The organism is Janthinobacterium rivuli, assembly GCF_009208735.1.
Classification (GTDB): Bacteria; Pseudomonadota; Gammaproteobacteria; order Burkholderiales; family Burkholderiaceae_D; genus Janthinobacterium.
The window spans coordinates 92,019-112,178 of sequence record NZ_WFLJ01000023.1 but is presented as its reverse complement, the minus strand read 5'-3'; the positions used below and the strand labels follow the sequence as shown (position 1 = coordinate 112,178).

At 62.7% G+C, this 20,160-nt stretch carries 16 protein-coding genes, 1 tRNA gene and 1 pseudogene; 12 read left to right on the top strand and 6 right to left on the bottom strand.

The window, feature by feature from the left end; genetic code table 11:
- The 5 genes and pseudogenes from GCN78_RS25845 to GCN78_RS25825 form a co-directional block, all read left to right on the top strand.
- A pseudogene (locus tag GCN78_RS25845) lies at nt 1–768 on the top strand (DNA polymerase III subunit gamma/tau); the annotation flags it as partial.
- 41 nt (nt 769–809) lie between these two features.
- Complete coding sequence (locus tag GCN78_RS25840; protein ID WP_034759121.1) at nt 810–1,136, top strand: YbaB/EbfC family nucleoid-associated protein; 327 nt, start codon at nt 810–812, stop codon at nt 1,134–1,136.
- 47 nt (nt 1,137–1,183) lie between these two features.
- Nucleotides 1,184–1,774, top strand: a complete 591-nt coding sequence (gene recR, locus GCN78_RS25835; protein WP_034786598.1) for a recombination mediator RecR — start codon at nt 1,184–1,186, stop codon at nt 1,772–1,774.
- A gap of 3 nt (nt 1,775–1,777) precedes the next feature.
- Nucleotides 1,778–2,995 carry a CaiB/BaiF CoA transferase family protein gene (locus GCN78_RS25830; RefSeq protein WP_152254268.1) on the top strand — a complete coding sequence of 406 codons (1,218 nt, stop codon included), beginning with the start codon at nt 1,778–1,780 and terminating at the stop codon, nt 2,993–2,995.
- Nucleotides 2,996–3,083: 88 nt separating this feature from the next.
- Nucleotides 3,084–4,217 (top strand): esterase-like activity of phytase family protein, encoded by a 1,134-nt coding sequence (locus GCN78_RS25825; RefSeq protein ID WP_152254267.1) that lies wholly within the window; start codon nt 3,084–3,086, stop codon nt 4,215–4,217.
- On the opposite strand, the gene GCN78_RS25820 is transcribed toward GCN78_RS25825, so the two are convergent.
- From GCN78_RS25820 to GCN78_RS25805, 4 genes are all read right to left on the bottom strand, one after another.
- Nucleotides 4,186–6,345 carry a putative bifunctional diguanylate cyclase/phosphodiesterase gene (locus tag GCN78_RS25820; protein WP_152254266.1) on the bottom strand — a complete coding sequence of 720 codons (2,160 nt, stop codon included), beginning with the start codon at nt 6,343–6,345 and terminating at the stop codon, nt 4,186–4,188. The two genes, GCN78_RS25825 and GCN78_RS25820, sit on opposite strands and share 32 nt — an antisense overlap.
- Before the next feature lies 1 nt (nt 6,346).
- On the bottom strand, nt 6,347–9,196 hold the full coding sequence (locus GCN78_RS25815; protein WP_152254265.1) for a response regulator: 2,850 nt from the start codon (nt 9,194–9,196) through the stop codon (nt 6,347–6,349).
- Between the two features lie 248 nt (nt 9,197–9,444).
- Nucleotides 9,445–9,645 carry a YbdD/YjiX family protein gene (locus GCN78_RS25810; RefSeq protein ID WP_010396213.1) on the bottom strand — a complete coding sequence of 67 codons (201 nt, stop codon included), beginning with the start codon at nt 9,643–9,645 and terminating at the stop codon, nt 9,445–9,447.
- Nucleotides 9,645–11,705, bottom strand: coding sequence for a carbon starvation CstA family protein (locus tag GCN78_RS25805; protein ID WP_152254264.1), 2,061 nt, complete (start codon nt 11,703–11,705; stop codon nt 9,645–9,647). The genes GCN78_RS25810 and GCN78_RS25805 overlap by 1 nt, the downstream gene beginning before the upstream one ends.
- A gap of 247 nt (nt 11,706–11,952) precedes the next feature.
- On the opposite strand from GCN78_RS25805, the gene GCN78_RS25800 reads away from it, so the two are divergent.
- The 7 genes from GCN78_RS25800 (at nt 11,953) to GCN78_RS30060 (ending at nt 19,628) form a co-directional block, all read left to right on the top strand.
- The gene (locus GCN78_RS25800; RefSeq protein WP_152254263.1) at nt 11,953–13,323 is read left to right on the top strand and encodes a cache domain-containing protein; all 1,371 of its coding nucleotides are present in this window, start codon (nt 11,953–11,955) and stop codon (nt 13,321–13,323) included.
- 15 nt (nt 13,324–13,338) lie between these two features.
- Nucleotides 13,339–13,968 (top strand): response regulator transcription factor, encoded by a 630-nt coding sequence (locus tag GCN78_RS25795; protein ID WP_152254262.1) that lies wholly within the window; start codon nt 13,339–13,341, stop codon nt 13,966–13,968.
- Nucleotides 13,969–14,232: 264 nt separating this feature from the next.
- Nucleotides 14,233–15,357 carry an EAL and HDOD domain-containing protein gene (locus GCN78_RS25790; RefSeq protein ID WP_319633149.1) on the top strand — a complete coding sequence of 375 codons (1,125 nt, stop codon included), beginning with the start codon at nt 14,233–14,235 and terminating at the stop codon, nt 15,355–15,357.
- Between the two features lies 1 nt (nt 15,358).
- Complete coding sequence (locus GCN78_RS25785; RefSeq protein WP_152254260.1) at nt 15,359–17,401, top strand: putative bifunctional diguanylate cyclase/phosphodiesterase; 2,043 nt, start codon at nt 15,359–15,361, stop codon at nt 17,399–17,401.
- A 162-nt stretch (nt 17,402–17,563) separates the two neighbouring features.
- Nucleotides 17,564–17,653 (top strand) — tRNA-Ser (locus tag GCN78_RS25780).
- A 196-nt stretch (nt 17,654–17,849) separates the two neighbouring features.
- Nucleotides 17,850–19,022 carry a tyrosine-type recombinase/integrase gene (locus GCN78_RS25775; protein WP_152254259.1) on the top strand — a complete coding sequence of 391 codons (1,173 nt, stop codon included), beginning with the start codon at nt 17,850–17,852 and terminating at the stop codon, nt 19,020–19,022.
- A 120-nt stretch (nt 19,023–19,142) separates the two neighbouring features.
- Nucleotides 19,143–19,628 carry a GIY-YIG nuclease family protein gene (locus tag GCN78_RS30060; RefSeq protein WP_152254258.1) on the top strand — a complete coding sequence of 162 codons (486 nt, stop codon included), beginning with the start codon at nt 19,143–19,145 and terminating at the stop codon, nt 19,626–19,628.
- A gap of 123 nt (nt 19,629–19,751) precedes the next feature.
- Here the strand turns inward: GCN78_RS30060 and GCN78_RS25765 are convergent, their stop codons facing one another.
- Together GCN78_RS25765 and GCN78_RS25760 are read right to left on the bottom strand one after the other, a co-directional pair.
- The gene (locus GCN78_RS25765; protein WP_152254257.1) at nt 19,752–19,940 is read right to left on the bottom strand and encodes a helix-turn-helix transcriptional regulator; all 189 of its coding nucleotides are present in this window, start codon (nt 19,938–19,940) and stop codon (nt 19,752–19,754) included.
- Nucleotides 19,937–20,149, bottom strand: coding sequence for a hypothetical protein (locus GCN78_RS25760; protein WP_152254256.1), 213 nt, complete (start codon nt 20,147–20,149; stop codon nt 19,937–19,939). The genes GCN78_RS25765 and GCN78_RS25760 overlap by 4 nt, the downstream gene beginning before the upstream one ends.
- Nucleotides 20,150–20,160 lie beyond the last annotated feature (11 nt).

Genomic DNA, 20,160 nt, shown 5'->3' with positions numbered 1-20,160 from the left:
CCGGCACCGGCCGCGGCCGTCGCCACGCCAGCCCCGTCCGCGCCAGTCCAGGCTGCTCCGCCACCGGCCGCCGCCGCCAAAGCGCCGGCGCCATGGGACGATGCGCCACCCGTGGCCGTGATGGAAGCGCCAGCGCCCGTGCAGCAGGCGCATCCTGCCGCGCCGCCGCAAGCGCAGCAGCAGGATGACGACTTGCCGCCGTGGGTCACCGAATTTTCCGACGACAGCGCCTCCGCCGCCGTCGCTGTACCCGGCAATGCACCCGGCGAGCAGCCCGCCGTCGTCATGCCGCAACGTGCCGCCAAGCAAGCCGCGCCCAGCGGGCCGTATGTGATCACGCCCGTGCCGGGCCTGGACTGGGACGGCAACTGGCCGGCCGTCGCCGCCGTGCTGCCTTTGCGCGGCGTGGCCCAGCAACTGGCCGTGCAGGCCGAGCTGATCGAATGCCTGCACGACGGCCACAGCACCACGTTCCGCCTGCGCGTGCCGATCGACACGTGGCGCAGTCCGGCCAACGTGGAAAAACTGGCGGCTGCGCTGAGCGAACGCTTCGGCCGCAAGGTTTCGGTCGACACGGAACTGGGCGCCGTCTGGTACACGGCCAGCGCGGAAGCGCAGGCGCACCGCGAGGCATGCCAGCTGCAAGCGGAAGCCACCATCGCCAGCGATCCCTTCGTGCTCGACATGAAGCGGGCCTTCGACGCTTTTGTTGTGCCGGGAACGATTACCCCTGCACCGGCCGGCTCCGGCGCGCCGACCCTGCATTGATGATTAACACACTCACAAACTGAATTGAACGGAGCATTCTCATGATGAAAAATCAACTGGCTGGCCTGATGAAACAGGCGCAAGCAATGCAAGACAACATGAAAAAGGCCCAGGAACAACTGGCGCTGGTGGAAGTGGAAGGCCAGTCCGGCGCCGGCCTCGTCAAGATCGTCATGACGTGCAAGAACGACGTCAAGCGCGTGTCCATCGACCCGTCGCTGCTGGCCGACGACAAGGACATGCTGGAAGACCTGGTGGCCGCCGCCTTCAACGACGCCGTGCGCAAGGCGGAAGCGACGTCCGCGGAAAAAATGGCAGGCTTGACTGGCGGCATGAACTTGCCAGCCGGCTTCAAAATGCCATTCTGATGCTACACCGCATGCGCTCGATCTGTGGCACGGGGCAGGGTTGATCCATGTCCAAGTCGCTTGAATTTTTGACCGAGGCGCTGCGGCGCCTGCCCGGCGTCGGTCCCAAGTCGGCGCAGCGGATGGCGTTTCATTTGTTGCAGCACGATAGGGAAGGCGCGGCCATGCTGTCGCGCGCCCTGTTCCAGGCCGTCGATGCCGTGCATCACTGCGGCCTGTGCAATACCTTTACCGAACACGAAGTATGCGAGACCTGTCTCGACGAAGAGCGCGACAAGCGCTTGCTGTGCGTGGTGGAAACGCCCGCCGACCAGCTGATGATCGAGCAAACGCTCACCTACAAGGGCCTGTATTTCGTCCTCATGGGACGACTCTCTCCGCTGGACGGCATCGGCCCGAAAGATATCCACCTCGAAAAATTGCTGAACCGCGCCAACGATGGCGTGGTCGGCGAAGTGGTGCTGGCCACCAATTTCACGAATGAAGGCGAAGCGACCGCCCATTACATCAGCGAAATGCTGAAGGCGCGGGGCTTGCGCGTGAGCCGCCTGGCCCGCGGCGTGCCCGTGGGCGGCGAACTGGAATACGTCGACGCGGGCACGATCGCCCGCGCGATGCTCGACCGCAGGGCAACCTAAATCATGCAAGAGAAAACGTCGGCAGGACCTTTAGCGGGCATCAAAGTCCTGGAACTGGGCACCCTGATCGCGGGGCCGTTCTGCGCCCGCATGCTGGCCGAATTCGGCGCCGACGTGATCAAGATCGAGTCGCCCGATGGTGGCGACCCGATCCGTACCTGGCGGGTGCTGAAGGATGGCACCTCGCTGTGGTGGTCGGTGCAGGCGCGTAACAAAAAAAGTTTAACGCTGAACCTGAAGTCGCCGGAAGGCCGGGCGATTGCGCGCCAGCTGGCCCTGGAAGCGGACATCATTATCGAGAATTACCGCCCCGGCGTGCTGGAAAAGTGGGAGCTCGGCTACGAACAGCTCAAGCAAATCAAACCGTCCCTCATCATGGTGCGCCTGTCCGGCTTTGGCCAGACGGGGCCGATGAAGGATTTGCCCGGCTTCGGCGCCATCGGCGAATCGATGGGCGGCTTGCGCTATGTGTCCGGCTTTGCCGACCGCCCGCCCGTGCGCGTGGGCGTGTCGATCGGCGACTCCGTGGCGGCCCTGCACGGCGTGATCGGCGCCATGATGGCCTTGCGCCACCGCGACGTGACGGGCGGACGCGAGCACGGCGAAGGGCAGATGGTCGACGTGGCCCTGTACGAATCCGTGTTCAACCTGATGGAGTCACTGGTGCCCGAATATGACCAGGCGGGCGTGGTGCGCGAGCGCACGGGCGGTTCCTTGCCCGGTATCGTGCCTTCGAATACCTACACGACGGGCGACGGCGAAAATATTGTGATTGCCGGCAACGGCGACGCCATCTTCAAGCGCTTGATGCTGGCCATGGGCCGCATCGACATGGCGGGCGACCCGCAACTGGCGCGCAACGACGGCCGCGTGGCGCGCACGCAGGAAATCGATGACGCCATCGGCGCCTGGTGCGCCACGCACACGATCGACAGCGCGCTGGCCGTGCTCAAGGCGGCGGACGTCCCCGCCGGCAAGATATACTCCGTGCGCGACATGCTGAGCGACCCGCAATTTCTCGCCCGCGACATGTTCGAACAACACCATTTCGCCGACGGCACACCCGTCAAATTGCCCGCCATCAGCCCGAAACTGTCGGCCACGCCAGGCAAGACCCAGTGGCTGGGGCCGACCCTGGGCCAGCACAATGACGAGGTGCTGGCGTCGCTGGGGTTTGACGCTGCCGCCATCGCGCGGCTGAAGGCCGATGGCGTGGTGTAATTCGCTATTAACCCGCAGAACCAAAGCCGGGGTCAGACCCGGCGGATCTGACCCCGGAATTTGCTTCCCGACTTATTTGATACCGATCATGCTTCCATTGTTCCGCGCCGCGCTTGCCCTGGCGTCCGCCGCTGTTCTTCTCTCCGGCTGCGCCAGCTTCCCCCACGACGCGCCGATCGCCGGCCTGCGCCTGATCGGCGAACAGCGCATCGCCTTGAAATACGCGTTCGAGGGCACGACGGTGGGCGGCCTGTCCGGCATCGATTACGATGCGGCCAGCGGCACTTGGGTGATGGAAAGCGATGACCGTTCGGAAATCAATCCGGCCCGTTTCTACCGCGCCACGCTCGATTACGACAGTAAACAATTCTCCGGCGTGACATTGAAAAGCGTGCATTTCTTCACGCAGCCCGACGGCAGCCGCTATCCGAACCTGGCGCATGCCAAGCTGGACCAGGGTGACCAGGTGCCCGACATCGAAACCATCCGCGTCGATCCGCACGATGGCAGCCTGTGGTACGGCAGCGAAGGCAACCGCAAGGTGGGCTTGCATCCGTTCGTGCGCCACGCCGATAGCGGCGGCCGTTACCTGGCCACCTTGCCCACGCCCGCCATGTTCCAGGTCTCGAAGAACGAAACCGGTTCGCGCAACAACATGAGCTTTGAAGCGCTGTCGTTTGCCTCGGATGGCAAGAGCTTGTGGCTGGGCATGGAAGCGGCCCTGTACCAGGATGGCCCGCTGGCCACGCCCGATAACGGCTCGGTGGTGCGCATCACGCGCCTGGATCGCGCCGGTGCCGTGCTGGGCCAGTATGCGTATGCGATCGAGCCGGTGGCCTCGCGGCCCGCGCCGGGGCGCGAGGCGGACAATGGCGTGTCGGAAATCCTCGCCGTCAACGACCATCAGGTGCTGGTGGTGGAGCGGGCCGGCGTGGCAAACGCCGACGGCATCTACACGAATCACGTGCGCATCTACGCGATGGACACGGCTGGCGCCACCGATATCCAGGCCATGCCGGCGCTGGCCGGCGCGGCGTATGTGCCGGCGCGCAAGCGACTGCTGCTGGACCTGGAAAAGAGCGGCCTGGCACGGGTCGACAACATCGAAGGCATCAGCTGGGGGCCGCGCCTGGAAAACGGCCGCCGCAGCCTGGTGATGATTTCCGACGATAATTTTAATCCGCAGCAAGTCACGCAAATCCTTGCCTTCGAAGTGCTCTAGCTTCCAGGCTGGCCAGCTGGTCCCTTTGCCTGGCCAGCATGGCCGTGATCGTGTCGTGCGGCGACGGGTGGCCCAGGAAGTATCCCTGCGCCATGTCGCAGCCGTATTCCTCCAGCATCAGCAGTTGCTCGTCCGTTTCCACCCCCTCGGCCACCACCACCATTTTCAAACCATGCGCCATGGCGATGATGGCGCGCGTGATGGCCGCGTTTTCCGTATCTTGCGGCAAGCCGGCGATGAAACTCTTGTCGATCTTCAGGGCCCGCACGTCGAAGCGTTTCAGGTAATTCATTGAAGAATATCCCGTGCCGAAGTCGTCGATCGACAGGTACACGCCGATGCCGCGCAATTGCTCCAGGGTCACCATGGTGGCGCGCGCATCGTCCATCAAGGTGCCTTCCGTCAATTCCAGTTCCAGCAGGCGCGCGTCCAGGCCCGTGTCGGCCAGGGCCGACAGCACGATCTGCATCAGGTTTTCATCCTTGAATTGCTTGGCCGACAGGTTCACGGCCATGCGGATGGCCCGACCGCCGTCGCTTTGCCAGGCCTTGGCCTGGTTGCACGCCGTGCGCAGCACCCATTCGCCGATGGGCACGATCAATCCCGTCTCTTCGGCCAGCGGGATGAATTCCGTGGGCGAGATGATGCCCCGTTCGGGATGGCGCCAGCGCACCAGCGCTTCGACGCCGACGATCTGCGTGCTGGGCACGTCGATCTGCGGCTGGTACAGCAGGTACAGCTCGTTGTTTTGCAAGGCTTTGCGCAAGCCCACTTCCATCTTGACGTGGCTCATGATTTCCATCGTCAGCGAAGAGCTGTACAGCTTGGCGTTGTTCTTGCCGCAGTTCTTCGCGTGGTACATGGCCGTGTCCGCATACTTCAGCAGCGAGTTGCAGTCTTCGCCGTCTTCCGGATACAGCGAGATGCCGATGCTGGCCGTCACAAAAATTTCGTGTCCCTCGATCATGAAAGGCCGGCGCATGGCTTCCTTGACCCGGTGCGCCACGTTCAGCGCGTCTTCCACCCGTTCGAGGTCGGGAATCAATATCGTGAATTCATCGCCGCCCAGGCGCGCCAGGTTGCTGCCGCCGGAGACGCCATCGAGCTCGTATTCGCCGCGCAGCACGAGGTCGCTGGGGCGGATGGTTTCGCGCAGGCGCTCGGACACCACCTTGAGCAGATGGTCGCCCACGTCGTGGCCCAGGGTGTCGTTGATGCGCTTGAAGGCGTCGAGGTCCATGAACAGCACGGCAAATTTCTTGTCGTGTTCTTTCGAGCGCAGCAGTTCGCGTTCCAGGGTTTCCAGGAAGGCCTGGCGGTTGGGGATGCCCGTCAGGCTGTCGCAGTAGGCGAGGCGGCGGATCTGCTCTTCCGTGCGCTTGCGCTCGCTGATGTCGCGCACCAGGCCCAGCACCTCGTCGGCGCCCGTCGCCACCAGGCGCGCCTCGAAATGGCGCGTGCTGTCCTCGTGCGTGAGCGTGTAGTCGACCGAACCGATATGCTGCGTGGTCAGCACGGCGCGCGCCTTGTCGAGCAGGCGCGCGGCGATTTCGGGCGGCAGCACGTCGCGGATATGGCTACCCACGCAGTCGCTGAGGGAAAAGCCGGCGCTGGCGTCGTGCCCCTGTTCGTAGTCGAGATAAAAGCCTTCGCGGTTGAGGCGAAAGAAGGTGTCGGGGATGGCGGCCAGCACGGCGCGGTTGTGCGCGTCGGCGATGCGCAGGCGGGCGATGGCGTCGCTGGCGCGCAGCACGTACAGCACGCGGTGACCCAGGATGGGCCAGTTGATGGGCTTGGAAATGAAATCCGTCGCGCCCACCTCGTAGGCGCGCGTGACGGCTTCCAGTTCGTCGCCGCCCGTGACCATGATGATGGGCACCGTGCCGCCCACTTCCTGGTGGCGGATTTCGCGGCACACGGCAAAGCCGTCCATGGCCGGCATGTCGACGTCGAGCATGACCAGGTCCGGCCCGCTGTGCTTGTAGCTGGCCAGCGCCTGCACGCCATCCTCGGCCTCGATCACGTCCAGGCCCACCTGCGTGAGCATTTGCCGCATCAGCAGGCGCATCACGGGATCGTCGTCGGCCACCAGCACCAGGCCGCGGGGAGGGGAGAGGGGCGCTGTCATGTCAGTGTTCCTTCACGAGGATGGCGTTCAGCGATTCGCGTACGGCCAGGAAGGCTTGCTGCATCTGCTGCAGCAGGGGAGCCGCGCCCTCGGTGCTGCCGGCGCGGCCCAGTTTTTCCATCTCCTTGCACAGTTGCGCCAGGCCGTCGGCGCCCACGTTGGCGCTGCCCGACTTGAGGCTGTGCGCCACCTTGCGCAGCGCTTCGGCATCCGCGCCGGCGATCGCTTCGCGCATGGCGATCAATTGGCGCGGCGTTTCGCCGACGAAGGCCTGGATGACCCGCTCGAGCAGCGCATCGCCATCCGTGCCGGACAGGGCGCGGATGTTTTCCAGCGCCTGCCGGTTCAGCGGCTGGGCCGCTGGCGGGGATGCAGGCGCCGGCGCTTCGGGCGGCACCTGCTGCGGTGCTTGTGCCTGCGGCGCCTCGCTGTGGTGCACGGTGGCCGCGCGCGGCAAGGTGATCCAGCGGGCGATCGTGTGGCCCAGGTCTTGCTGCGTAAAAGGTTTACTCAGGTAATCGTCCATGCCGGCCGCCAGGCATGCCTCGCGGTCGCCCTGCAGCGCATTGGCCGTGATGGCGACGATGGGCAGCACGCGCGCGTGGCCGCACTGCTGTTCGTGGCGGCGGATTTCCGCCGTGGCGGCAAAGCCATCCATCACGGGCATCTGGCAATCCATCAGGATCAGATCGAAATCCTCGGCCTGCGCCGCCTGCAAGGCCTCTTCGCCGTTGTGCGCGCAGACCACGTCCAGGCCCAGGCTGTCGAGCATGGCCAGCGCCACTTCCACGTTGACGGGATTGTCCTCGGCCAGCAGCACGCGGCGGCGCTGGCGCCGGCCCACCTGGCGCGCCGTGTGCGGCGGGTGGATGCGCAGGCTGTCGCTGGCGCGCGGCGGCGTGACGATGCAATCGAACAGGTCGCATTCGCGGGCCGGCTTGATCAGCTGGAAGGCCACGCCCGCCTCGCGCCGCTGCACGGGGTCGGCCGCCGCCTGTTCCGTGCTCAGCAGCAAAAGCTTGAGATCGGCCAGCAGCGGATCGCTCTTGATGGTGGCGGCCAGGGCCAGGCCGCTGGTGCGCGGCAATTCCATGTCGAGCAGGGCCACGCCATACGGCGTGCCCGCCTGGGCGGCCGCGCGCAGCTTGCCCAGGCAGTCGCTGGCCGTGCCGGCGCTGTCGCTGACGATGTGCCAGCTGGCCAATTGCCGCTCCAGCACGGCGCGCGTGGCGGGTGTGTGGTCGACGATCAAGGCGCGTAACCCTCGCGTGGTTTTCAGGTTGAAGGACGGATCATCGCTGTCGACCCGCCGCTTATCGAAATTTACTTCGAACCAGAAGATCGATCCTTGCGTTAAAGCATTATCAACGCCGATAGTGCCGCCCATCAGCTCCACCAGCTGCTTCGAGATCGTCAATCCCAGGCCCGTGCCGCCGTGCTTGCGCGTGGTCGAGCCGTCGGCCTGCGAAAACGATTCGAAGATGCGGCTCTGCGCCTCGCTGGACACGCCGATGCCCGTGTCGTGCACCTCGAAGCGCAAGCCCACGCTGGGCGCATCCTCGCTGCACACGGTCACTTTCACGGTGACCTTGCCCGTTTCCGTGAACTTGATGGCGTTGCCCAGCAGGTTGACGATGATCTGGCGCAAACGGTTCGGGTCGCCGCAGATGGCGATGGGGATGTCGTAGGCGATATCGAATTCCAGGCTGATGTTTTTCGCCTCCGCCTGCGGCGCGAAGACGTGCTCGATATCGTCGAGCAGTTCGCGGAAATTGAAGCGGATGTATTCCACGCTCAGCTTGCCCGCCTCGATCTTGGAAAAGTCGAGGATGTCGTTGATGATCACCAGCAGATTCTGTCCCGAGCGCTGCACCATGCTCGTGTAGTGGCGCTGCTGCGGGCTCAAAGGGCTGGCCAGCAGCAGCTCCGTCATGCCCAGCACGCCATTCATGGGCGTGCGGATTTCATGGCTCATGGTGGCAAGGAACGCGCTTTTCGCCTGGCTGGCCGCCTCGGCCGCATCCTTGGCCTTCTCCAGCTGCGCCGTGCGCACGCCCACCTGGCGCTCGAGCTGGTCGCGGTAATTGGCCAGGGTGCTGTCGCGGCTGTCGATCTGCGCCAGCATGTCGTTGAAACTGTCGATCAGCACGCCCAGCTCGTCGCTGCGCTGGTGCGCGATGCGGTGGCTGTAGGTCTGGCTGCTCGACACTTTTTGCGCCGTGTCGATCAGCTTGGTGATCGGTTCGGCGATCACGCTCTTGAAGCGCCGCGCGAGGAACACGGCGATCAGGAAGGACAGCACGGTGGCGCCGCCGATGGCGCCCACGTGGCGGCCGATGTCGCGCCACATGTGGTTCAGGTCCGCCTCGATCAGCACGGCGCCGATGATCTGTTGCGGCTCGCCTGGCCGGTAGACGGGGTGGTACAGGCGCATGGCCGGCGCCAGGGTCGTGCCCGCGCCTTGCGTGACCGGTTGCACGGCCATGTCGGCCAGCAGGGCCGGGTCCATGTCTTCCGGCGCCGCCAGGCCGTCCGCATGCTGCGGCGCGCGGTATAGGGCGAACAGCCGCCCGCCCTTGTCGAACAGGGCCGCCTGGGCCACCTCGTCGCGCGCGGCCAGCGCGGCCAGCACCTGTTCCGCCTGCGCCGGCTTGCCTATCAGCATGGGCGCCGCGCTGGCCGCACCGATCACGCCCGCCAGGGACAGCAATTGCTTGCCCTCGTCGTTCTTGTGGCTGAGCACGGACGTCAGCGCGAACGCCACGAACACCAGCAGCAGCGCGCAGCCCGACGACAGTACCGAAATCATGGTCAGCTTCTGGCTGATGCTGGAGCGTTGGAAATTGAACATGGTGGCGGCGCTTCTCCGGTCGGCCCGTTGACTGTTATTTAATTCCTATTGGAAAAATATAGACGCGAAGACACACCCCGATGTTGATGTGGGTCTAAGGGACGAGAGGGGAGGGGAACTTACTGAAGATGAAACAACGGAGGGTGGGGTCGGACCCTATGGGTCTGACCCCAGTATTTGCTTTTGGGGCTTATGAAATCAAACCCGGTGAAAAGCTGGGGTCAGACCCGAAGGGTCTGACCCCGCTACTAACAACAACCTCCGCGTTTGCCGGCGCCGCCGTAGCGGGCTTCCTGCCGTTCGCGGAAGAACTCTTCATACGTCATCATCGGCTCGCCGGGATGGGTCACTTCCCGGTGGGCCACATAGGTGTCGTACTCGGGCAAGCCGCACATGAGCCGCATGCTTTGCCCCAGATACCGTCCAGCCTTGATGATTTCATCGATCATCATTGCACCGTGGGCATGGCCTGGAACGGCGTTTCCTTGGTGCTCGGACGGCTGTCGGCGCGCGCCTTCAGGATGGTGCGGATGCCGAAGAACAGCACGCTGATCACGACGATGACGAAGAAGGCGGCCAGGCCGGCGTCGAGGTAATCGTTGAAGATGATCTGTTGCATCTGCGCCACCGATTTGGCCGGCGCCAGCAGGGTGCCTTCGTCCAGGGCCGCCGAGTATTTCTTGGCGTGCGCCAGGAAGCCGACGCGCGGATTGGCGTCGAAAATCTTTTGCCAGCCCGCCGTCAACGTGCACAGCAGCAGCCAGATCGTTGGCGTGATGGTGACCCACGCATACTGTCCCCGTTTCATCTTGAACAGCACGCAGGTGCCGAGGATCAGCGCGATGGCCGCCAGCATCTGGTTGGCGATGCCGAACAATGGCCACAAGGTGTTGATGCCGCCCAATGGATCGACCACGCCCTGGTACAGGAAGTAGCCCCAGGCCGCCACGCACAGGCCCGTGGCCAGCAGGTTGGCGATGACGTTTTCCGTCTGTTTCAGGCTAGGCACGAAGCTGCCCAGCAAGTCTTGCAGCATGAAACGGCCCGCCCGCGTGCCCGCATCGACGGCCGTCAGGATGAACAGCGCTTCGAACAGGATGGCGAAGTGGTACCAGAAGGCCATCATGGCCTTGCCGCCGATGGCGCCGGAAAGAATCTGCGCCATGCCGACGGCCAGGGTCGGTGCGCCGCCGGCGCGCGAGATGATGCTGTGCTCGCCAACGTCCTTGGCCGTCTGCGTCAGCATTTCCGGCGTGACATAGAAGCCCCATTGCGAGATCGCCTGTGCGGCGGACTCGGCCGTGGTGCCGATCAGGGCGGCCGGGCTGTTCATGGCGAAATAGATGCCCGGCTCGATGGTCGAGGCGGCCACCAGGGCCATGATGGCGACGAACGATTCCATCAGCATGGCGCCATAGCCGATGAAGCGGGCATGGCTTTCGTTTTCAATCATCTTCGGCGTGGTGCCCGAGGAAATCAAGGCGTGGAAGCCGGAAACGGCGCCGCAGGCGATGGTGATGAAGAGGAAGGGGAACAGATTGCCCGACCAGACGGGGCCGGAGCCGTCGATGAACTTGGTCATGGCCGGCATTTTCAGGTACGGTGCGACAACGATGATGCCGATGGCCAGGCCCAGGATGGTGCCGATCTTCAGGAACGTCGACAGGTAATCGCGCGGCGCCAGCAGCAGCCACACGGGCAGGACCGAGGCGATGAAGCCGTAGCCGATCAGCATCCACGTCAATTCCGTGCCCGTGAACGTGAACATCGGACCGAGCACCGCGTGTTCCTGCACGTACTGGCCGCCGATGATGGCCAGCATCAGCAAGACGAAGCCGATGATGGAAATCTCGCCGATGCGGCCCACGCGGATGAAGCGCGAGTACACGCCCATGAACAGGGCGATGGGAATCGTCGCCATCACGGTGAAGCTGCCCCATGGGGAACCCGTCAGCGCCTTGACGACGATCAGGGCCAGCACGGCCAGGATGATGACCATGATCATGAAGCAGCCCAGGAGGGCGATCATGCCGGGAATCTCGCCCAGCTCAGCCTTGATCAGGTCGCCCAGCGAGCGGCCATCGCGGCGCATGGAAATGAACAGCACGATGAAATCCTGCACGGCGCCGGCAAACACGACACCCGCCAAAATCCACAGCATGCCGGGCAGATAGCCCATCTGCGCGGCCAGCACGGGGCCGACCAGGGGGCCGGCGCCGGCGATCGCCGCGAAATGGTGGCCGAACAGCACATATTTGTTGGTCGGCACGTGGTCGAGGCCATCGTTGTGCTTGAAGGCGGGCGTCATGCGGCGCGCGTCCAGGCCCAGCACCTTGTCGGCGATGAACAGGCTGTAGAAACGGTAGGCGATCAGATAGACGCAGACGGCGGCGATGACGATCCAGATCGCGCTGATCGGTTCGCCACGTTGCAGGGCGACGACGCCCAGGGACCCGGCGCCGGCCAGCGCAAGCGCTGCCCAGCCGAGCTGTTTGAAAATGCGGTTCATGCTTCCTCCAGAGATTGACGGGCGCTGTGCCGTGCGATGATGTGTGCTGCCGAGCCTGGTCGTCGCCAGTTTGGGTGAGAATTGGGTGTCTGCAGCTTATGGCGAGTATTCAGGAATCGTATAATTGCCGCAAGCGCAGCACTACGCAGTAACGCTCAGTATTACTACGCAGGCTGATCGCCGCGCCGCGACGTAAAATCACGCATTTCCTTCCACCAGCATCGACGCCGCCGGAGCGCGCCAGGCCATGAAACTCAGACAGAAAGTCATCTTCCTGGCCCTCACGCCGCTCATCCTCGCCCTGTGCGCGATCGCCTTTGCCGTACGGCACCAGGCGATCACCCTGGCCGAGCAGCAGCGCGCCACCATCCAGCAAGCGTATCTGGCCAGCAAGGAAGCCGAGCTCAAGCATTACGTGACCCTGGCCAGCCATTCCATCGCTTCCCTGTATCAGTCGGGACGCAAGGATGCCGCCACGCAAGAAGAGGCCAAGCGCATCCTGTCCGCCCTCAGCTATGGCGACGATGGCTATTTCTTTATCTATGATTTGCAAGGCAAGTCGCTGATGCATCCGCGCCAGCCCGAACTGGTGGGGCAGAATCTGTGGGAGTTGCGCGACGCGGACGGCAATCTGACCATCCAGCGCCTGATGCAGCGGGCGAAGAACGGCGGCGGCTTCGAGCGCTACAACTGGATCAAGCCGTCGACCAACAAGTCCGCACCCAAGCTCGGCTATGTGATCCTGATGCCGGAATGGGGCTGGATGATGGGCACCGGCATCTACATGGATGACGTGGACCAGGCGCTGGCCAAGGTCGATGCCCAGCAGTCGCGCAATATCCGCTCGACCATGGAACTGATCGCCGCCATCGCCATCCTCGGCTCCCTGCTGGTGGCCGCCTGCGGCCTGGTGCTGAACCTGCGCGAATTGCGCGTGGCCGACGCCAAGCTGAAGGTGCTGGCGCAGCGCGTGGTGGAATCGCAGGAGGAAGAGCGGGCGCGGCTGTCGCGCGACTTGCATGACGGCATCAGCCAGTGGCTGGTGTCCATTAAACTGCAGATCGAGGCGGGCATCGCGCGCCTGGCTGGCAATGCGGAACAGAAAGACAAGGCGCCGGCCACCTTCGAGCGGGCCGCCGAGCAACTGAACAAGGTGCTGGGCGAGGTGCGGCGCATTTCGCACAACCTGCGCCCGGCCATTTTAGATGACCTGGGCCTGGCTGCCGCGCTCGACCACCTGGTGCATGAATTCAACGACAGCAGCAGCGCGCAAGCCAGTTTCACGGCCAGCCCGGCGGCGGCGGGCGAGGGCTTGCCCGACATGGTCAATACCGTCTTGTTCCGCATCGCCCAGGAAGCGCTGACCAATTGCGAGCGCCATGCGCACGCCAGCGGCGTGGAAGTGAGCCTGCACGAGGCGGGCAAGGCGGTGGAATTGCGCATCCAGGATAATGGCGGCGGCTTCGATTTCGACGGCATCGCCCTGCATCCGCAGCGCGGCATCGGCCTGCGCAACATGACGGAACGCATGGAAGCCATCGGCGGCAGCCTGCACATCACCTCGTCCGCGGCCGGCACCGTGGTGCTGGCGCGGCTCGGCCTTCCATCCACACACTAAAATAGATATGCAACCATGACCGAGAAAATCAACATCCTGCTGGTGGACGACCACCCCCTCGTGCGCGACGGCTTGCGCGCGCGCCTGGAAGCGGTGGCGCATTTCGACGTGGTGGCCGAGGCGGGCGGCGCCGACGAAGCGCTGGCCCAGGCGCGCGTCCACCAGGTGGACCTCGTGCTGATGGATATCAATATGCGCGGCACGAATGGGATTGAAGCGACGGCGCTGTTTAAACAGGCGTTTCCGCAGATTGCCGTGCTGATCCTGTCCATGCACGACAAGCTCGAATACGTGTCGCAAGCCATCGCCGCCGGCGCGCGCGGCTATGTGCTCAAAGATGCACCAGGGAAAGATATCGTCTTCGCCATCGAGACGGTGATGTCCGGCGGCATCTATTACAGTGCGGCCCTGGCGCGGCAACTGTCGCGCCCGCAAGTCCACGATTCCTTCCTCACCACGCGCGAGCAGCAGGTGCTGCAGCATATCGCGGCGGGCCAGTCGAACAAGCAGATCGCCCGCGACCTGGACCTGAGCGTGCGCACGGTGGAGACGCACCGCCTGAACATCAAGCGCAAGCTTGGCATCGAAGGGCAGGCAGAATTGATCAAATACGCGGTCGAGCACGCGCATGGCGGCAGCGCCTGAGCAGGCCCGCGCCGCGCCGTGTTCTTGTCACACCCGCATGACAGGCGGGTCTCCCGGGGGAATGTTTATTTTGAACATTTATTGCCAAAATTAAACTGTTTCGTGGGTGAGATTCGGATAGAATGATTCTCGCTGTCGAGGGCATCCCTGTCGGGCCAGGGTTGCCAATGCTGGTCAGTTTATTTACTATGGCGCCCTACCCACACTGAGATACCGATGTCAGCGTCTGAATCAAACCTGTTTCCGTTGGTGGGATTACAAGCAGTGGCCAATGCTCATAACGAGTGGGTTGCTGTCACCCTGCATGTACCGCAGGCCTCGACGGCGCCGCTGCTGGCGGCGCTGGCCGCTGCCGATGCGTATGCCTACCTGGCGCCGCTCGACTGCATCATTCCCCTGGCCGACCCGCATGGCGTGGACGAGGCCGTGCTGGCGCAACTGGCGCCGCAACGCACCATCTTCCGATTGCCGGCCCATCTTGCCGACGACAAGCAGATCCAGAAAAAATGCCGGCAATGGCGCGACGCCGGCTACCGCCTCATCCTTGATGGCGCCGAGGCCGGTCCCGTGGCGGCGGCGCAGGTCGACGCGCGCGCGCTGAGCTTTGACGCGGCCGGCGCCCGCCCGGCCCTGCATCAGCTGCTGCCCCTGCCGGGGCCGCACCTGGCCTACAACATCGTCGACGCCGAGCAGTTTGCTGCCGCGCAAGCGCTGGGCGTGAGCTGGTTTGCCGGCGATTACGCCCTGCACCATGCGCGCCAGCAAAGCGAGCCGGAAGACGCCACGTCGCGGCGCCGTGTGCTGGCGCTGCTGGGCTTGCTGGCCCGCGATGCCGACGCGCACGAGCTGGAAGTGCCGCTCAAGCAAGACCCATCGCTCAGCTATCATTTATTGAAACTGGTCAATTCCGCCGCCTTCGGTTTCACGGCGCCGATTACCAGCTTCAGCCAGGCCATCACCCTGCTGGGGCGGCGCCAGCTGCAGCGCTGGCTGCAACTGCTGCTGTACGCGCGCCAGCAAGATGACGGCAAGATCCACGCGCTGCTGCCGCTGGCCGCCGTGCGCGCGGCGCAGATGGAAGCGCTGTGCCAGTTGCGCGGCGGCGACCGCGACGCGCAAGACCTGGCCTTCATGGCGGGCGTGTTTTCCCTGCTCGATGTCCTGCTGGGCATGCCGATGGCAGAGATCATCGCCACCCTGAACCTGGCGCCCGACGTCAGCGCCGCCTTGCTGGAACGCAATGGCGAGCTGGGCACCTTGCTGGCGCTGGTCGAAAGCGCCACGCCGGCGCTTGATGGCTTGCGCCGCGCCGGCATCGATGGAGAAACCTATTGGCGCAGCCTGCTGCAAGCCTACCAATGGGCCATCCAGGTTAGCCGGAACCTGTAGCATGACCTTGCTGCCAGTGTCGGATTTCCTCGGTAACAGCGCCGCCTTGTGCGATGCCGTCGTGCGTTTGCGCGGTCCCGCGCTGGTGGCTGAGCTGGGCCGTATCGCCAGCGCCGTGATGGCGAGCCCATATGGCCTGTTCCTGCCCGCCACCAGCATGGACGCCGCTGCGCAGTCCGCGATTTTCCCCGGCGATACGCCCGCCTTGTTACAGGAAATCAGTTTCGACGGCCATTGTTTCGGTCATTACAGCGTGGCGGGACGCGCCTACAGCGACGCCGACCGCCGCCACCTGGCCAGCCTGGCATCGTTGACGGCGGGCGTGCTGCAAGTGCATTCGCTGGCGCAACGCTCCACGCATGCCTTTGCGCAGGTCGAAGCCTTGCTGGCGCAACAGACGCAAATCCTCGACCAGTTGCACGAATCCGTGCTGACGATGGACTTGACGGGCTACATCACCAGCTGGAACAAGGGCGCCGAGCGCCTGTTCGGCTACAGCTCGGTGGAAGCCGTGGGGCGCAACATCCTGTTCCTGTACGACGACGAAGACACGGGTTTCCACGACGCCTTCCTGGAACAGGGAGGGCGCCTGATGGAGGTGCGCCGCCGAAAGAAGTCGGGCGAAGTCTTCTGGGCCAGCCTGTCCCTGTCGCCGCTGCAAGACATGGACGACAAGCCGATCGGACTCATCGCCTACCTGACGGACATCACGGAACGCAAACTGGCCGAGGAGCGCCTGCACCACCTGGCGTATTACGACCCGCTGACCAGCCTGCCCAATCGCACCTTGCTGGCCAAGCTGGTCGATCAGGCCCTCAGCGTGGCGCAGCGCAGCAAGATGCTCGGCTGCGTGCTGTTCATCGACCTGAACCGTTTTAAACTGATCAACGACACCCTGGGCCGGCGCATTGGCGACGAATTGTTGCGGCAAGTCTCGCTGCGTTTCCGCCATGCCTTGCGCGATCAGGACCTGGTGGCGCGCCTGGGCGGCGACGAGTTCGCCGTCGGCCTGTTCGATATCGGCCAGCATTTCGAGGCCAGCATGGTGGCGCAAAAGTTGCTGGCCTCGCTGGTGGAACCGTTCCTGATCGAAGGCCACGACCTGCGCGTGGGCGCCAGCATCGGCATCAGCGTCTATCCGCAGGACGGGCAGGACGCGGAAACCCTGCTGCGCCTGGCCGACATCGCCATGTACCGCGCCAAGCAGGACAGCGGCGGCGAAGCGGAAAGCGTGGCCTTCTACAGCCACGACATGAACCTGGGCATGCAGGCACGCATGCGCCTGGAAACAGGCTTGCGCCAGGCATTGTCAGAACAGCAATTGCTGCTGCACTACCAGCCGAAATACGCGCTGGGCAGCGGGCGCATCATCGGCGCCGAAGCGCTGGTGCGCTGGTGCCACCCGCAGCACGGCATGATCCCGCCCGCCGAATTCATCCCCCTGGCCGAATCGACGGGCCTGGTGGTGCAAGTGGGCGAATGGGTGCTGGAAGCGGCCTGCGCCCAGGCGCAAGCGTGGAAACTGGCCGGCCTGCCGCCGATCCGCCTGGCCGTCAACGTGTCCGCGCGCGAATTCACGTCAGCGCTGCCCGCCAGGGTGGCGGCGACCCTGGCCCGCTACGGCCTGGAGGCGGCCTGGCTGGAACTGGAAATCACGGAAAGCACGCTGATGCACAACATCGAGCGCGTGATCGGCATCATGGACCGCATCACGGCCTTGGGCGTGGCCCTGTCGCTGGACGACTTCGGCACCGGTTACTCCAGCTTGTCCTACCTCAAGCGCTTCCCCATCGATACCTTGAAGATCGACCGATCATTTACCACCGGCATCCCCACCGACGCCAGCGACTGCGCCATCGCCAGCACCATCATCAGCATCGCCCAGCAACTGCAGCACAAGGTGATCGCGGAAGGCGTGGAAACGGCGGAGCAGCTGGCCTTCCTGAAAAGTTCAGGCTGCGACGAAGTGCAGGGCTACCTATTCTCGCGGCCATTGCCGGCGGGAGAGTTCGAGAAGGCGCTGCGGGAAAACTGGGGCGTGTAAGGCTTTCCATTGGCGTGTTGGTGTAGATATGGAACCCATAGGCGAAGAGCTGGGGTCAGACCCGCCGGGTCTGACCCCAGAGCTTGCTGTGAGGTTTAAATACGCGGCCCTGACTACTCGCCATTGGTAAGCCACCGACCTTTATGTATAATGCTGCCATCTGGAAGCGTGGCCGAGTGGTTGAAGGCACTAGTCTTGAAAACTAGCGACGGGTTACACTGTTCGTGAGTTCGAATCTCACCGCTTCCGCCAATCATATTCAAGGTTGCATTAAAGTACCGCACGGTACAGTGCGTAAAATCCTTGAAAATCAACGAGTTAAGTGAATTTCAGCCCATCTGAATCGCAGATTTGGCTACCTTTAAACTCCCTGTCGCACATTTTCACGTAGGTTCATTTGTAGGTATGATGCGGTTTCCTCATCTACCGTACCTACAGGAACCGCGCCATGGCGATCAATACCCTTACTGACAACGATTGCCGCAAGGCGCTCTCCAACAATGGGAAGCTGCGCAAGCTGTTTGACGGTCATGGTCTATTCCTGGCTGTTTTACCCAGCGGCGGCAAGGTCTGGCGCGTAGCGTATCGCAATACTGACGGCAAGCAGCAAACTGCGGTGATCGGGCCGTACCCACTCATTGGCTTGAAAGAGGCACGCGACCGACGCGATGCGATCCGCCTGAAACTACTCGACGGGGAAGACCTCAAGCCAAAGCCCAAGGTGAAACCATCGATCACGTTCGATGTTGCGATCGCTGAATACTGGGCCGGCCGAACCGACATCAGCGAGGGTTACAAAGCCAATGCACTCAGGGGCCTGGCAATGCATTTGTCGCCGAAACTTGGGGGCATGCTGCTGCGCGATATCACGCGGGACAGCCTGATGGATGCCTTGAGGCCCATGGATGCGGCGGGCCTGTCCGTCTATGTTCGACGCGTGCGAATGTGGGCCAGTCAGGTGCTTGACTGGGGCGTTCAGCACGGACACTGCGACGAGAACCCGGCATCATCGATCAATGCGAAGGTTGCGTTTTCCAGAAAGCCCCGTGAGGGTTTTGCGGCGTTAGCCATATCCGAGGTGCATCCATTCCTGGAACGCCTCGCGCTGGAGGATGAAATTCAGTCTGTGCTGGCCTGCAAGCTGCTGGCACTCACATGGACCCGCACGGACGAGTTGCGCCGCATGACGTGGGCAGAAGTCGAGGGCGATATCTGGCGCATACCTGGCAAGCGGATGAAGAAGAACCGCGAGCATCTTGTACCGCTATCAACGCAAGCTCAGGCGCTGCTGAAAGAAATGAAATTGCGCTCGCGCGGGAGCGCCTACGTGTTTCCGAATGATCGAACAGGCAATCGGCCCATGAGTGAAAATTCGATCCTGTACCTCATCCACCGGATCGGGTACAAAGGCCGCATGACGGGGCACGGTTGGCGCAAGGTGGGGTCCACCTGGGCGAACGAGCACGAATTCAATACCGACCATATCGAGATGCAGCTCGCGCACAAGGACGGCGGGGTGCGTGGCGTCTATAATTCGGCGGAGTACCTGAAGCAGCGCAGGGCGATGCTCCAAGCGTTTGCGGACTGGTTATTTAAGCACAGCAGCACATGCTTGGCCTAACGCGTTTCGCCAAATGATCATGCGACGATAGCTGGAAATGAGTGGCACTCTTTGAATTTTAACTCCGAACTTTGCTGCATTTTTCCGTTCCCGACAAAACAATACTCTTATAGCAATACGATGATGCAAATAGAAAACATGCCTATGCCAGTGCTACCGCCGGGATCATGGCTATACTTAATGGGAACCAGCGCTGACTATAAAAGAACCAAGATTGGAATGACAACGAACAATCCAATGTTGCGCTTTGCAACGTTGCGCTGTGGCGACCCACACTTGTTCATGCATGCCGCCTTCTACTTCCCACAGAGTTGCTCACTACAGGCATTTGAATTAGAGAAAAGGGTACACATCGCCTACTCGCCTATACGTATTGAGTTTCACAATGGCGGGCTGTCCGAGTGGTTTGGCATGAATTGCAATTATGCTGAGGCGCAATGTCAAGAATTTATCGAGAATCAGTTTGATTCTCAGCCTAGGTCCGTGCGCAGCTATAGTAGCTTCACCTACGCCATCGGAGTTGATATCTTAAAGGCGTACGAAAGTGATCTAATTTCACATTTTGGACCAGTGCCGGTCCTAGACGAAAGCGGCATACCTTGGTAGTAAAGTGATATACAAAAAGAAATTATTCTTCTTTTATGCAATTTCTGAGATGGCCGGACGCGGCCTTTCAAAGCTCTGACTCATCTGGCAGTTTATGTCAGTTCAAGTCAGAGCTAACCAAGTTTAAAGTAGCTTAATGCCTGCTGCGTGGAGCGTAGACAGACGCCATCCGACCGTGCGGCGGCTGATAGCGATGTCGGCGGCCGGAATCTTGCCCTCTTTGAGCCAGCGCCGTAGCGTTTCCGAGGTAACGCCGATCAGCTTGTACAGATCTTGGCGATAGATAATGCGGTCAGTGTCGGTAGTGCTCAATTTTTACTCCAAGTTGTTGTTTTATCGTCATTCTGGTTGGCCTCTGGCCGTGCTGCAGTCGGTAATGCGTACAGCATCTGGTGCATTGGACGCCTGTCGAGCATGTGGGCTGTCGCCAGGGCAAACGCTTCGGCTTCGGTGTGTTGGCAAATTTCAGCACCAGGCTTGCGGTAGTCGCGCAGCCGGCAAAATTCTTTGTATTCGTTCATTGTTGCTATGC